This window comes from Enterococcus sp. SMC-9 (genome assembly GCF_021011285.1).
GTDB lineage: Bacteria > Bacillota > Bacilli > Lactobacillales > Enterococcaceae > Enterococcus_C > Enterococcus_C montenegrensis.
In genome coordinates this window covers 333,154-347,849 of sequence record NZ_JAILYE010000004.1, presented here as the reverse complement: position 1 = coordinate 347,849, position 14,696 = coordinate 333,154, and the positions used below count along the sequence as shown (strand labels likewise).

Here is a 14,696-nt window from a genome sequence, read left to right as displayed (position 1 = left end):
GACTCCTTTCTTTTTAACTAAATAAGGTAGCAATGGTTAAAACAAAGCAGACAACAACAAAAATGATACCTAAAAGTTTTGCGGTAAATTTTAACCAAGTAGCGTATTCAATATGAGCAATGCCCAATACACCCAACATAATAGCCGATGCCGGGCTAACTAAGTTCATGGTACCAGAGCCAGCCTGAAAAGCTGTAATTATCAAATCTTTTGGTACGTGAACAAAGTCTGCTAAGTTGCTCATAATCCCCATTGTGGCAGAGGCTAAACCAGAAGTAGAATAAATTAAAAAGCTCATTGGAATATAAAAAATATAAGTCAAGATTGTAAATAAAACAGGCGGCAGGCTGCTTAATGTCGTTTCACCAAAATGTAAAATCGTAGCCGTAATCATTCCGTCATTCATCACGACTTGAATCCCGCGGGCAACTGCGACAATTAAAGCAACTTGAATCATGTCTTTGGCACCAGTGACAAAATGCTGCACAATTGTACTTTCATTCATCTTATATAAGTAGCCAATTACAATTGCCATAAAAATAAATAAAATCGTGATTTCAGTAAAATACCAGTCGCCAAAAGCGGGGAAATCTGAGCCAATCATTTTACCTAAAATAGGAATTTTGATTATGCTGTCTCGCAAGTTGGCAAAGAAAGTAAAGTTTTGATTGATTGTCTGCCAAGGAATCAAGCCTAATATCATGACAAGAAAGGTTGCGATAAATGCGACAATCACATGTTTTTGATTTTGATTCATCGTGTCGATCTCTTGGAGTTTAAAACTAGCCAAATCCGCTTTGCGCTGATTATAGACGAGGGATTTTTTTGGATCTTTTTCAATTTTTTGCGCATAACGATAGACGTAAATAATGGCGATGGTAGTTAAGATTACCCACAAAACAAGTCGCCAGATAATGCCTTGACCAGGTGAAATCCCCGCTGCTTGAGAAGCAACCCCTGTAGCAAAAGGATTAACGGTAGATGCTAAGACACCTACTGTTGTGCCAATTAAAATGACACCTACTGCGACTAAACTATCTAAGCCAATGCTGTACATAACAGGCAAGAGTAAAGGGTAAAAAGCTAATGTTTCTTCTGACATGCCAAAAGTCGTACCTCCGAGTGAAAAAAGAATCATGAGGACAATAATTAAGCGTTTTTCTTTACCGTGATATTTCTTTACAATGGAACTAATTCCGGCATCTAGGGAACCAGTCGCATTCACCACGCCTAAAAAACCACCAATTACTAAAATAAATAATGACACTGGCATCGCAGCAGAGGTCTTGTCGTCACCTAGCATACCCACGACCGGTGCTTTTAAAATATCCCAAAAGCCTTGTTCGTTTTGTGTAACATGATGATAAGTACCCGGAATCAACTGTTTGGCTTCGTTTAAATTGTATTGACCTGCTGGTATAAGCCACGTTAAAACAACCATCAGAAAGATAATTCCAAATAAAATGGCGTAAGATGATGGCATTTTTCTTTTCATAAAAAAACGACTCCTTTTAATAGTTTTTGTAAAAGTAAGCGTAAGAATTCATCAGCTTGAAATTTTTAGCACTTCAAATGAATACAGACGAAGGATAAATAAAGGGAAAAGTACTAAAAAAATTCGTAACGGTTAACCAAGAATTGCCAGAATTGTCTTTTCATAGAGCGCTTACTTTCTGCTATAATAATAACGAGAAAAAAAGGCGGCCAACTTTCCATTTTGGAATGTTGACTTGCCTTTTTAGGAGGTTTAAAGGATGTTGAATTTGAAAATTTTACGCTCATATAAATATGCAGTCGATTATTCTTCATTTAAAGCGGCTGCTGAAAAATTAATGTACAGTCAATCGACAATCAGTAAGCATGTAGCCGAGCTGGAACAAGCTGTGGGTTTTCCATTATTTAACGAAGGAAAGGTTCAATATGGCTTAACTGAAATCGGGGAGTTGACATATAATTATGCCCAGCATGCTTTAATTGCGTATGGCCATTTCAAAGAGCAAGTAAAAGCGACGGCATCTCGGCAAACAGTCATAAAAATTGGTGGTTTGGAACGTTATTTAGCAGAAATGGTAGTCACCAAAGTGGTAAATTATCAAATTGATCATCCCCAAGTTCGTTTTGATTTAATTCACGGTACAAGTGATGAAACATTAGAACGTCTAAGGGCAGGCAAATTAGACATGGGGATTATTGCCGATCGAATGGTACCAGCAGATTTTACCAGTTTAGCAATCAAACGCGAAAGCCTGGTGTTAATAGCGTCTTGTCAAACGTATGAGAAAATATTGCAAGATGCTTCTTTAATGAAAAAATTGCCGGTCCTAATTGACCGTAAAGCCAGTGTGATCTTTGAATACGTCTTAAAGGACACCAACGAATTTGCACAAGTAATTCACGTTGAAGGTGATTTGATGGTTGTAACGGGAGTAGAAAGTCAAATGTGCCTGGGTGTGGTAAGTGATGGCTGTTTTAATCCAAATGATTATCACGTATTAAAAATATACAATGAAGCAGCACCCATTCGGCTAATTTATCCTGAAAAATGGGAAGAAAAAAATAAGAAACTATTTGCAGAATCCCTCATTCGCCAGTTGCAGCAAGATTTTTTAACTCCACCGCAATAAGGTGGAGTTCTTTTTAGAACATTTTTCATTCTGGTACTAAAAATTTACTGTTTTACTAAAGGTTCTAACTTTGGTGGAAACAATCCCTTTTGTAAACTTTCCATTTGATTGTTGCCAATATCTTCTGTCAGTTTCTAAGTTATTTAAAAAGCATCCTCCAGTGGAGATGCTTTTTTTAGTTGACTTTTTTTATCACTGGATATATAGTTAGTTACACAAGTAACTAACTAGTTAAGTTTAATGTGAAGTTGAGGTGAAAGGAATGGAATTTGACTATTCCGGTACAACGCCCTTGTTTCAACAAATTGCTGAACAGATTGAAGAAGGAATTTTAAACGGCTCCTTTAAAGAAGGTGAACAAATTCCCTCTACAACAGAAATATCAAAAAGTTTCGCTATTAATCCTGCGACCGTTTTAAAAGGGATGAATTTGTTAGTTGAACGGGGTTTGATTGAAAAGAAAAGAGGAATTGGCATGTTTGTTTTAGTAAGTGCACAACAAAAAGTTAGAGAGTATCGGCGGGAACTTTTTTTAACGAATGAAGTATTACAAATTGTTACAGAAGCAAAGAAATTAGGTATTACAGTAGAGCAGCTGAAAGACCTAATTGAAAGAGGGTATGAATCATGAGTTTGGTTATTAAAGAAGTTAGCAAAACGTATAAAGATAAAAAAGCGCTGCAACAGATTAATTGGAATATTCAATCCGAAAAAATATATGGTTTACTTGGGCGTAATGGTGCGGGGAAGAGTACACTGTTAAATATTATCGCTAACCGTAGTTTTGCCAGTAATGGAACAATCACGTTAAATGGCCTCCTTCTTGTAGATAACGAAGCAGCTTTAAATCAAATTTATTTAATGTCAGAAGATAACTTATATCCCGGAAACTTAAAAGTAAAAAAATGCTTTCAATTAACTGCTGACTTTTATGGGGATTTTGATTGGGCTTTGGCAGAAGAAATGATAGTTGGATTTGGCTTGGAACAAAAAAGTAGCCTGCGAAAATTATCGACGGGTTATCGCAGCATTGCCAAATTAATTATGGCGCTTTGTGTGCCAGCAGATTACATCTTTTTAGATGAACCAGTCTTGGGCCTAGACGCAAACCATCGTGATTTATTTTATCATTATTTATTAACAGCTTATGCTAAGCGTCCCCGTACATTTGTTATTTCTACTCATTTAATTGAAGAAGTCGCAAATTTGTTAGAAGAGGTCATTATTATCGATGAAGGAAAAGTACTAAGAGAAGCCACAACAGAAGCTATTCAAGCTGCAGGTAAAGTAATCACAGGGCCAAAAGAAATCGTGGCACAGGTGGTAAGTGATCTGAAGGTTATTGGTGAAGATGAGCTAGGTGGGATGCTTAGTGTTTATATTGAAGGTGCGGCACCAAAAGATATTCCACAAGGGGTATCCGTTGCTCCCCTTAATTTACAAGCATATTTTGTCCAATTAACAAAAAAGGGTGTGGCGTAAAATGAAATTAAAAACAGCAATTCAATACAAGTTATCCGTACAATGGCGCTCGGTGTTGATTTACCTTGGTTTCTTTCTTTTATTTGCGGTTATTTTTCCATTAATGCCGATGTTACTGATAGATGGGGTTACAAATGTTCACGTAGACTTATTAGCTCCAGCCATGATTTATATCATGATTTTATCTATTACGAGTGTGGGCAATGATTTTAAACTCTTTATTCAATGCGGAACTTCACGACTGCATATTTTTGTCGCAAATTTTGTTTCGAGTCTGATTTTGACGTTTGGTCTAAGCATCGTTTTGAAAATGTTGTTTGAGTTATTTAATGGGGGCTTGATTCCAAATTTCTTCTTACAATATCAACTGATTACGTTGATTACCGGTGGTGATTTTTGGCCATCAATGTTTTTATTGTGGGTGTTTCTTATTTTAGCCGCCAGTATTGGAATGATGATTGGGGCACTTTTAAATCGCTTTGATGGTTATCTGCGCTTAGCAATTGGTGCACTTTCTTTGGGCATCGTCATTTTAGGCTCCATTTTATTTCAGTTATTATCACCTGCTGCCAAAATGGCAGTGATAGATTTTATTAAATTGGTAATTGGATTAGGGGCAAACGGTTTAAATAGCTGGCAATTTATTGGCTTCATTTTTGTAGTAAGCTTGATTTTATTAGTAATAGTTTACCTGTTAAATCGCCGCCAAGAAGTAAAACGGATCAATGCGTAATTGTAATGAAATAGCATGGCTAAGACAGCCGTCTGAACAATTAGTTCAGATAGGCTGTCTTATTTTTTACAACGTACTACAATCACGCTGTTTATTTTTCTGGGGTATTATCTTTAAAATATTGCGTTTGTGTACCATAAAAAATAGGCAATAAATCAGCTAGCGTACCTGCAAGTTTCTTTGTGGGAAGCTCATTTTCTGGCAGCCAAAAAAGTTTCCCTTCTCCCATAATGGTGGGTTCAAAAGAAGTCTTAGCGGTAAAAAGTCCAGCTAATTCGCGACTGCCATCGGCTTTGTTGAGCCACTCTGCAACGCCCATTAACTGCGGTGTGATGACAAGGCCGGTTTCTTCTTTGACTTCGCGGATGATAGCAGTAGTCAGCGATTCGTCAGCTTCAACATGACCACCGGGAAATGTCCAACCAGGCCAATCTGGTTTCTTACGGTCTTGTATTAAAATCTCATTGCGATTATTGAAAATCATACACATACATGTTAGTTGTACGGAAAAGCTTCTTTTCATTTTCTCACCTCGTATTTACTGTATAATAAATTGGTAGAATTGTTAATCAGAAGGCAGTGTGGATATTTCTATTTTTAGAGGTGTGTTGCAAGTTTGCAAGTGCAGATAATAAAAATATCGTCAGATAGGATAACAAGGAGGAGCCATGCGTTTAGATAAATTTTTGGCAGATATGCAGATAGGCAGCCGCAAAGAAGTGAAAAGCTACATAAAAAAAGGTTTAGTCAAGGTTAACCAAGTAACTGTAAAACAAGACAAATTTCAAGTGAAGCCTGAGACAGACGAAATTTTTTTTGACGGTGAAAAAATTAGTTATCAACAATTTTTCTATTATATGTTAAATAAACCAGCCGGGGTTATTTCTGCTACAAGAGATACGCAACATAAAACGGTCATGGATTTTTTGCAAAAGCCGGATTTTAGACCGGATTTATTTCCAGTTGGGCGTCTGGATAAAGATACAGAGGGATTTGTTTTATTAAGCAATGACGGCAATTTGGCTCACCGTCTCCTCGCACCTAAAAAGCATGTGGAAAAAGAATATTTTGCTAAAGTTGAAGGTATCGTAAGTCAAGCAGATGTGACAGCTTTTGCCAAAGGCTTATTGTTAGATAAAGGAGAAGTGGCTTTACCAGGAGAATTGACGATTTTAAAGGTTGATGAAGAAAAAGAGACATCAGAAATCTCTTTAATTATTCACGAAGGAAAGTTTCATCAAGTAAAAAGAATGGTCCAAGCGGTTGGCAAAAAAGTCGTGTATTTAAGACGAGATCGCATCGGCGGTGTTCGTTTGGATAAAGCTTTAGCCTTGGGAGAATATCGCCCGTTGACCTTAGAGGAGCTAGCGATCTTAACTAAAAGTTAAAAAGTAAACAATGAAATTTTTGTGTCACTTCTTGAAGTGGCACTTTTTTTATCGTCAAAAAAAGAATTATTTTGTAAATTCATAATCTCTTTATGAAAAAATTATATTTTGTGTAATCTAGCTGAAATTTAGAAATCCTATTGTAAATAAAAACGCATTCATTACAAAAAGGCATGCCCGCTGCAATAAAACTGTAAGTTGGCTGTTATCCTTTTCATGAAAAATCATGCTAAATTAAGCAAGTCAAAAAAACGAAAAGGGGTCATTAATTGAAACTCAAAAAAACAATTTTAACAATTTCACTTCTAGGAAGTTTATTCTTTTCTACAACCGCTTTTGCTTCTGAAAATAGCGACAAATTAGCAACAGTGAAAGCTGATGTGACGCAAAGTGAAACAAAAATAAATGATTTTAAATCACAAATAGAAGATACACAATCCCAAATTAAAATAAACGAAGAAACAAAAACGACACTGACAGGACAACTCGATGAAGAAGTTGAAAAACTAGCAGCTGTTAAGGCAAAATTAACTAAAAAAGAAGCGCAACAAGCAGAAGTAGCGGCATCGTTTTTAGGCTCTTCCCTTGATTTGTTAAATGGCTTACAAGGAAAAGAACAAATTGAAGCACAAGTAACAAAATTGAAAGAAGAACAAAGTAGTCAACGAATTGAAGTTGCTGCTTTACAAGGAAAATTGGCACAACTAGAACAGACGAACCAAGAATTAGCGACCAAAGCAACAAAATTAGCACAAGAACAGGCCAATTTTGAAAAAGAGATTGCAACAAAGAAGGCAACAATTGAAAAACTTGCGGCAAAAGTTAAAGCTGAAGAAGAACAAGCTGAAAAAGTAGCGCAAACAGGTTTTGCTTCTCCTCTGGTAGGAAGTCTAAATGTCAGCAGTCCTTTTGGCTGGCGCCAAATGCCTTTAGGTGGAGGGAATGAACATCACGATGGTATTGATTTAACAGGTTCCACTGGTCAAACAGTTATGGCGGCGCGAGATGGTGTTGTTGTAGAAGCAGGCTTTGATGCTAGCTGTGGTAATCACGTAATTATCAAACACGATAATGGCTATTACACCTATTATTTTCATTTAACGACTATTGAAGTAAGTAATGGGGCTAATGTAAGTGTCGGCCAACGAATTGGCGGCATGGGTACTACGGGTAATTCAACCGGCGTCCATTTGCACTTCGGTGTTGCAACGGGGATGTGGGATGGTTTTGTTGATCCGGCGCCATTAATTGGTGCCTAATAATAAAGTGAAAATTTAAATAGCCCTCAAATTTCAGGCGTATTTTCCGCTGAAGTTTGAGGGCTGTTGTGTTTTTCTAAAGAGCTGCCCGGTACCTTTTGCTTTTCTTATTGTCCAGCATTTCGAACTAACTCCTTTCGGCACGAAGCTGAAATTTCAAGAAATTTGGAAAACAATTTATTGAAATTCCATCTTAATGCTTAGAAGCAAAACGAGTTCGAAATGCTTTTCTAATTGTCTAACTTCATGCACTAGCTCGCCAAGAAATAAGGTGAAATTTTCGGAAATTTGAGGAACAATTTCTGAAAATCCCACTCTTATTTTTTGAGAGCTGCCCAGTGCATTCCGCTTTTCTTATTGTCCAGCATTTCGAACTAACTTCTTTCGGCACTAAGCTGAAATTTCAAGAAATTTGGAAAACAATTTATTGAAATCCCATCTTAATGCTTAGAAGCAAAACGAGTTCGAAATGCTTTTCTAATTGGCGAGCTGCCCAGTGCATTCCGCTTTTCTTATTCCCATAGGCCGGGGGTGGCGGTGACAACTATTTTTTCTTTCGAAAAAGGATGTTCTAGATGCATTTGGCTGGCATGTAGCATTAGGCGAGGGGCTTTTTGGGTACCATACAGAGGGTCACCAACAATAGGGTGGCCGATGCTTTTTAAATGGACCCGAATTTGATGGGTGCGCCCGGTTTCTAATTGACAATAGACTTGGCTTTTTCTGCCTGCGTGGTGAACTGTCACGTGGGTAATGGCAGTTTGCCCGTTTCTTTCATCGATAATTCGTTTGCGCCGATCATGACGATCGCGTCCGATTTTTTTTGTAATGGTTACAGCGTGGGCCAAATGGCCACTAACGACGGCCTGATACTGGCGATAAATATTTTTTTGTTCCAATAGGCGACCTAAAATTGGTAATACTAAAGGATTTTTAGCAAATAAAATTGCACCGCTAGTTTCTTTGTCCAAGCGATGGACAACATAAGGACGTTGCTTTTTAGGTGCTAAGTAGGCTGCAAGATCATTTAAGAGTGTATCTGTTTCTTGCGCCTGATTGGGATGTGTTTTAACGCCATAAGCTTTATTCACTACAATCAAGTGATCATCTTCGTATAAAACCACAATCTTATTTTTATCCCCCAATGCAACCTCTTGATAGGTATAATCGTCTTCTTCAATCGTTAGGGTAATGGTATCGCCGGCTTGGCAGTGTTCATGGAACATTACAGGTGCACCGTTTTTACGAACATTTTTGCGCACTCGCAAAAAATGGCGTACCTTTCTAGGAACCAGCCATTCTTTTTCCAATAGCTCACGAATGGTCATCTCTTTTTGATTTACCGGTAGTGTTATTGCATATTCCATGGTAGTCCTCTTTTCATATTTCTTAAGCTCTGCTTTATTTTAAAAGATATTTAAGGAAAATGTAACGAATTACTGCATTTTCTTTGCTAAAATGTGCTAGATTTAGTTAAATATGCTATTTTCAGTCTAAAGACGCAGGTCAGGTGGAACCTTTCCTGTTAAACTGACACAAATTAAATGAGTGGAGATTGTTATGGACGCAAAAGAAATTTGGACAAAAATCAAAGGGGCGTTATTGTCTTTTTGGCAATGGCTTAAGCCTTATTTACAGCAATTTCATCAATGGCGCAAACGGGTATGGAAGAAATATCACGTGAATAAAATTATCATCTTATTAGGTTTGGTGGCAGTATTGGTTACCAGCAGTTATTTATTTTACTTATCCAAACAAGTAGATGTTGATCGCCTACAATCGGATTTAAAGAATACAACGGTCATTTACGATAAAGATGGGGATACTGCTGGAAAATTGAGTTCTGGCAAGGGCTCTTATGTCGAAATCGATAAAATTTCTCCCAATATTATTAATGCGGTGGTTTCAACAGAAGACCGTAATTTTTATCACCACCACGGTTTTGATATTAAAGGGATTGCCCGGGCTGCAGTTAGAGCCGTGATTAATCGTAATACTTCAGGTGGTGGCGGGAGCACGATTACCCAACAGTTAGCTAAAAATGCGTATCTAACGTTGGATCAAACCTTTAGTCGAAAAGCAAAAGAGCTATTTTTAGCGATTGAGATTGAAAAGAAATATACCAAAGATCAAATTATAACCATGTATTTAAACAATGCTTATTTTGGTAATGGTGTCTGGGGTGTACAGGATGCTTCTAAAAAATACTTTGGGGTAAATGCAAGTGAAGTTGAGTTAAGTGAAGCGGCAACACTAGCAGGAATGTTAAAAGGTCCCAATATTTATAATCCAATTGACCACCCCGATTTAGCTAATCAGCGCCGCAACGTTGTTTTAGGTGTGATGGTGGATAATGGTAAGATTACTAAAGAACAAGAAAAGCAAGTCGAACAAACCAACATTGCCGATTCTTTATATGATGCGTATGATAACGAAGATGGTGGCAATAAATATCCTTACTTTATCGATGCTGTTTTAGATGAAGCAGAAGCCGAGTATGATATTGATGATTCTGATATTTTAACCAAAGGCTATAAAGTTTATACAACATTAGACCAACAACAACAAATTCAAATGCAAAATGTGTATGATAATGCCAATAATTTCCCAGAAAATGCCGCCGATGGTGCGATGCCCCAATCTGGATCAGTTTCAATGGATCCAAATACGGGTGGCATTCGTGCATTAGTTGGGCGTCGTGGCGAGCATACTTTCCGCGGCTTTAGTTTTGCCACGCAAATGAGACGTTCGCCAGGTTCGACGATTAAGCCGATCAGTGTTTACACACCGGCGCTAGAAGCGGGATATAAACCAGATAGTATCTTAAAAGATGAGAAATTAAAGTTCTACGATGTAAAAAATTATGACGGTACGTATTCTGGCGAAGTACCGATGTATCAATCTGTTGCTTGGAGTTTAAATGCACCTGCAGTCTGGTTGCTCCACGAAATCGGGATTGATAAAGGCTATAAAAAGGCACAAGAATTTGGTCTTTCTTTATCAGAAAAAGACAAGTACTGGGGCGGAGTGGCCTTAGGTGGATTAGAAAAAGGCGAATCGCCAATGACAATGGCCGCAGCTTATGGTGTTTTTGCAAATGGTGGGCAGCTTTACACACCACATGTCATCACGAAGATTGTTGATTCCAAGGGGACAGTTATCGTTGATAACACGAAGCCAAAAGGTAAACGTGTTATCTCTGAAGAGACAGCCAATCAAATGACCAGTATGTTATTGGGCACATTTTCTAATGGGACCGCAGCACAAGCCAATCCGGGTTACACAATGGCCGGTAAAACGGGAACAACAGAAACCAACTTTGACTCAAGTAAAGCCAATGACCAATGGATTGTAGGGTATACGCCCAATGTTGTAATTGCTACATGGTTGGGATTTGAACAAAGCAGTAAGGAACATTATTTATCAGGAACCAGCGGCGATGTTGTCGGTAAGATTTTTCAAGCCGAAGCCGCCAATATCTTACCTCACGTTAAAGAATCTGGTTTTGCCGTAGCAGATGCCTATCAAACAAAAGGCAAAGTTGTGGCAGCCGATGAGGTAAATCGCGATCAAAGTGGTGATAGCGATTGGAGCAAGAACGTAGATGACTTCGCAGAAAAAGCCAAAGATGGCTTGAGCGAAATTGGCGGGAAGGTAAAAGAAGGTGCAAAACGTGTCTTTCAAGATATTTGGGGCAAACTAAATGGCAACTAAATTTTTTATGTTACAATAAAACATATCAAATAAAAGCGAGGTTACAAATCATGGCGAACATTTATGACACAGCAAATCAATTGGAACGAGAAATTCGCGAATCAGAACAATTTGGCGACTTAAAAGCATCTTTTGACCGCTTGAAAGAAAACCAAGAAGCTCATGCGTTATTCCAAGAATTTCAACAGTTACAACAAGGCTTGCATGAAAAAATGATGTCTGGTGAAGAAATTTCAGAAGACGATGCTAAAAAAGCGCAAGAATTAGCTGAAAAAGTACAAAAAGAAGATTTAATTAACGAATTAATGCAAAAAGAACAAGCTTTTAGTGCCGTAGTTAATGACTTAAACCGCATTATCATGGGCCCTGTCCATGAATTATATAACTAAAAAATAAAAAAAACGGATGTGGTTTAATAAACTACATCCGTTTTTTTTATTGTGATTGAATTAAAAATTAATTTCTAATTTTGTAACGCAACAATGTTTGCAGTTTTTCCGGTTGCGTACGGCGAAAATCTTTTAAATAGATTTCTCGATGCCAATAATCTTCCATCAGAACAGTTTTGGCCAAATCATTTTCAGCCATAAAAGTCTCCATTTGGTTGAAGGTGTTAATTTCGGTATCAAAAGGACCGACATGGACCATTTGTAAGGCGGAACCTTCCTCGTAGACTTCCCATTTCACATCACTAAAATAAGGATTACTATTTTTTGCTACTAGATCTGCTTTTATTTCATTGAAAAAAGTTTTGGTTACGAGCTCTGGCTGACGCAGCATAATTTTGTATTTCAAAGCATCCTTATTCAAATTATTTCCTTGTGAGCCATCCGTAGTTGTCCAGACACCTTCTAAAGGATAAACGCGATAGTCGATTGCCGTTTTTAGCGCTCCTTTTTTTATTGCCATTTTAATTTTGTAGGCAATGGGAAAAAGAGCGCCAATTTTTTCAGCAAATAAGGCGTCGTTGGGATTGCCTTCTCCGCTTAACGTAATGAATTGTTGTGAGGGGATAGTGACTAACGTTGGCTTTTTGGCAAAGTACAGTGATTTTTCTTGCTTGCTCCAATCAACTTTCATAATTTCCTCCTATTAGCGCTGTTGTTGAATTCCGCTGAATTAATTTTACAGAAATCTTCCTGTCTGTTGGTTGTTTGCCAGCTTGCAACCAGCTTAATAACAATTTAGCCGCAGTGTTTCCAATTTTCTTAAAATCTTGCAAAATAGTCGTTAATGCTGGATCAAAAAAACGAGCAGCAGGAGTATCATCAAAGCCTGTGACAGAAAGTTCAGCGGGAATTTGCCAATTTTGCTGGCGCAATTGTTGTATCGCTCTTAAGGCAAAAAGATCATTTTCACACACGAGAGCTGTCACATTATTTTGACGTAAATAATCACTTAAAGATTCCCCGCTTAGGTAAGTATCCTCTAAATGAGTATGAAAAGGGAGTTTCTCTTCTGATAATGCCCGCAAATAACCAAAGTAACGTTGTCGTGTTGACTGAGGATGGTTTTTCGCACCAAAGTAATACGCGATTTTTTTATGTCCTAATTGTTGCAAATGCTTAGTTGCTAGATAGCCCCCCACTTCATTATCAGCAGTAACAGCAGGAAAAGGTAAGTCGTGTATTTTTTTATCTAAAATAATGACAGGAAAATTTTGCAAAGCTAGCGCAACGAGTAGATCCAGATGAGCCTCTTCATTACGCGCATAGTAAATTAAACCATCAAACTCGCTTGTAATATCACGTGTGTTGCGATGTGTTAAAAAATCGAAATTGGTCAGCAGAACATCGATTTTTTCCGCCTGTAAAATAGCCATCACACCTTCACTCAAGGGTGCAATGGAAAGCTCTGTGCTTTCTTCTAAAGGTAAAACCAATAAAATTCTGCGGGGAGCATTTTTAGGGATAAATTCTTTGACAAAACTGCCGCTGCCTTGAACGCGGGTAATGAAACCGTCTTGTTCCAAATCAGTTAAGGCGCGTTTTGCTGTAATCCGACTGACGTGATAACTATCTGAAAGCTCTTTTTCAGTAGGTAATTTACTACCAGAAAGGCGCTGGCCACTAATAATTTGATTTTTTAAGTCTGTTTTTATTTTTTGATATAACGGTTGCGTCACGATTGATACCTCATGTCTTAGCTGATTTTTGATATATCTATTTGCTATGATAGCATATTCTTTTTTGTTCATACATAAATAAAAATATTTCTGAAAGCGTAGACATGTTGGGTATATCCAAGTATAATCATTTTATAAATTGATATATCAAATTTTACAGAAAAATTTTTAGCAAAATAAGATAGCACAGATGAAAAGAACCATTTGGTACAACAAGATAGATTTGTGCCATCCAAAATTAGGAGGATGTAAAATGTATTACGGCGGTATTGAAGCAGGCGGGACAAAATTTATTTGTGCGGTCAGCGATGAAAAACAAAATATTATAGCAAAAACGAGTATTCCTACAACTACGCCAGAAGAAACATTACAAGGGACTTTTGCCTTTTTTGATCAGTATGAAATTAGCGCTATGGGAATTGGTTCTTTTGGACCAATCGGTATTAACGAAAGTAAAGATAATTACGGCTATATTTTAGCAACGCCAAAACCTGGCTGGTCTGAATTTGATTTCTTGGGTCAAATGAAAGCAAAATATGATATTCCCTTTGTTTGGACGACCGATGTAAACGCAGCAGCCTATGGGGAGTTAAAAAAAGGGGCGGCCCAAGGTAAAAATAGCTGTATTTATTTAACAGTGGGAACAGGAATTGGCGGAGGCGTCGTAATTGACGGCAAAATCTTCTCAGGAATTAATCACCCTGAAATGGGACACATCCATGTAAAACGTCATCCTGATGATGATTATGAAGGAAAATGTCCTTATCACAAAGATTGCTTAGAAGGTTTGGCTGCAGGCCCAAGTCTAGAAGCAAGAACAGGGATTAAAGGACAAGATCTACCAGAAGATCATCCGATTTGGGAAATTCAAGCGTATTATATTGCCCAAGCACTAATGAGCTATGTTCTAACCTTAGCACCAGAACGGATTATTCTAGGTGGGGGCGTAATGAATCAAGATCACTTGTTGATGAAAATTCGCCAAAGTTTTGTGGAGCAAGTAGCGGGATATGTGGAGACACCACCGGTTAGTGAATATATCGTGCGTTGGGGTTTACCAAATGAAAGTGGCATTACGGGCTGTTTATTGTTAGCAGAAGATGCTGTGAAAACGAAATAGAAAAATAACCAAACAATCTTAAAAAGCGTAACCTAGCTGTTACGCTTTTTGATTGTTTGTTTTTTGTTGACGAGGATAAAATTTTAGAAGACTGGAGGAGTAATTTTCTAAAATTCCACTTTTATTTTTGTGCTGCAGGCAGTTTGCAAAACAGCGCGTATTGTTTTAGTCAATTTTTTTGGCGGCATTTTCCTTTTAAAAAAGGCGAACAAATTTTCGTATTTGTGATGACGAAATAGGTGATAAATGGT

14 protein-coding genes are annotated in these 14,696 nt (G+C 37.7%); 9 read left to right on the top strand and 5 right to left on the bottom strand.

Annotation, left to right across the window (positions count from 1 at the left end):
• Positions 1–13: 13 nt before the first annotated feature.
• Complete coding sequence (locus tag K4422_RS08130) at positions 14–1,495, bottom strand: YfcC family protein (protein ID WP_230710437.1); 1,482 nt, start codon at positions 1,493–1,495, stop codon at positions 14–16.
• 259 nt (positions 1,496–1,754) lie between these two features.
• On the opposite strand from K4422_RS08130, the gene K4422_RS08125 reads away from it, so the two are divergent.
• The 4 genes from K4422_RS08125 (at position 1,755) to K4422_RS08110 (ending at position 4,839) form a co-directional block, all read left to right on the top strand.
• Complete coding sequence (locus tag K4422_RS08125; RefSeq protein ID WP_206903942.1) at positions 1,755–2,624, top strand: LysR family transcriptional regulator; 870 nt, start codon at positions 1,755–1,757, stop codon at positions 2,622–2,624.
• A gap of 262 nt (positions 2,625–2,886) precedes the next feature.
• Positions 2,887–3,255, top strand: a complete 369-nt coding sequence (locus tag K4422_RS08120) for a GntR family transcriptional regulator (RefSeq protein ID WP_230710436.1) — start codon at positions 2,887–2,889, stop codon at positions 3,253–3,255.
• Positions 3,252–4,106, top strand: coding sequence for an ATP-binding cassette domain-containing protein (locus K4422_RS08115; RefSeq protein WP_230710428.1), 855 nt, complete (start codon positions 3,252–3,254; stop codon positions 4,104–4,106). The genes K4422_RS08120 and K4422_RS08115 overlap by 4 nt, the downstream gene beginning before the upstream one ends.
• 1 nt (position 4,107) lies before the next feature.
• A complete protein-coding gene (locus K4422_RS08110; protein WP_230710426.1) occupies positions 4,108–4,839 on the top strand; it encodes a hypothetical protein in 732 nt (243 codons plus the stop codon).
• Between the two features lie 91 nt (positions 4,840–4,930).
• Here K4422_RS08110 and K4422_RS08105 read toward each other — a convergent pair whose 3' ends face one another.
• Entirely contained in the window at positions 4,931–5,362 is a 432-nt protein-coding gene (locus K4422_RS08105) for an 8-oxo-dGTP diphosphatase (RefSeq protein WP_206903938.1), read from the bottom strand.
• Positions 5,363–5,507: 145 nt separating this feature from the next.
• On the opposite strand from K4422_RS08105, the gene K4422_RS08100 reads away from it, so the two are divergent.
• Positions 5,508–6,227 carry a pseudouridine synthase gene (locus tag K4422_RS08100; protein WP_230710424.1) on the top strand — a complete coding sequence of 240 codons (720 nt, stop codon included), beginning with the start codon at positions 5,508–5,510 and terminating at the stop codon, positions 6,225–6,227.
• Positions 6,228–6,496: 269 nt separating this feature from the next.
• A complete protein-coding gene (locus K4422_RS08095; protein WP_230710422.1) occupies positions 6,497–7,486 on the top strand; it encodes a M23 family metallopeptidase in 990 nt (329 codons plus the stop codon).
• Positions 7,487–7,998: 512 nt separating this feature from the next.
• On the opposite strand, the gene K4422_RS08090 is transcribed toward K4422_RS08095, so the two are convergent.
• Positions 7,999–8,853 carry an RluA family pseudouridine synthase gene (locus tag K4422_RS08090; protein ID WP_230710420.1) on the bottom strand — a complete coding sequence of 285 codons (855 nt, stop codon included), beginning with the start codon at positions 8,851–8,853 and terminating at the stop codon, positions 7,999–8,001.
• A 193-nt stretch (positions 8,854–9,046) separates the two neighbouring features.
• On the opposite strand from K4422_RS08090, the gene K4422_RS08085 reads away from it, so the two are divergent.
• Together K4422_RS08085 and K4422_RS08080 are read left to right on the top strand one after the other, a co-directional pair.
• The gene (locus K4422_RS08085) at positions 9,047–11,200 is read left to right on the top strand and encodes a PBP1A family penicillin-binding protein (protein WP_230710418.1); all 2,154 of its coding nucleotides are present in this window, start codon (positions 9,047–9,049) and stop codon (positions 11,198–11,200) included.
• A 50-nt stretch (positions 11,201–11,250) separates the two neighbouring features.
• Positions 11,251–11,589 carry a YlbF family regulator gene (locus tag K4422_RS08080; protein ID WP_206903934.1) on the top strand — a complete coding sequence of 113 codons (339 nt, stop codon included), beginning with the start codon at positions 11,251–11,253 and terminating at the stop codon, positions 11,587–11,589.
• 67 nt (positions 11,590–11,656) lie between these two features.
• On the opposite strand, the gene K4422_RS08075 is transcribed toward K4422_RS08080, so the two are convergent.
• A complete protein-coding gene (locus tag K4422_RS08075) occupies positions 11,657–12,280 on the bottom strand; it encodes a GyrI-like domain-containing protein (protein ID WP_230710415.1) in 624 nt (207 codons plus the stop codon).
• Positions 12,270–13,325 (bottom strand): GntR family transcriptional regulator, encoded by a 1,056-nt coding sequence (locus tag K4422_RS08070; RefSeq protein ID WP_230710413.1) that lies wholly within the window; start codon positions 13,323–13,325, stop codon positions 12,270–12,272. The genes K4422_RS08075 and K4422_RS08070 overlap by 11 nt, the downstream gene beginning before the upstream one ends.
• A gap of 253 nt (positions 13,326–13,578) precedes the next feature.
• Here K4422_RS08070 and K4422_RS08065 point away from each other — a divergent pair, with 253 nt between their 5' ends.
• A complete protein-coding gene (locus K4422_RS08065; RefSeq protein ID WP_230710411.1) occupies positions 13,579–14,445 on the top strand; it encodes an ROK family protein in 867 nt (288 codons plus the stop codon).
• Positions 14,446–14,696 lie beyond the last annotated feature (251 nt).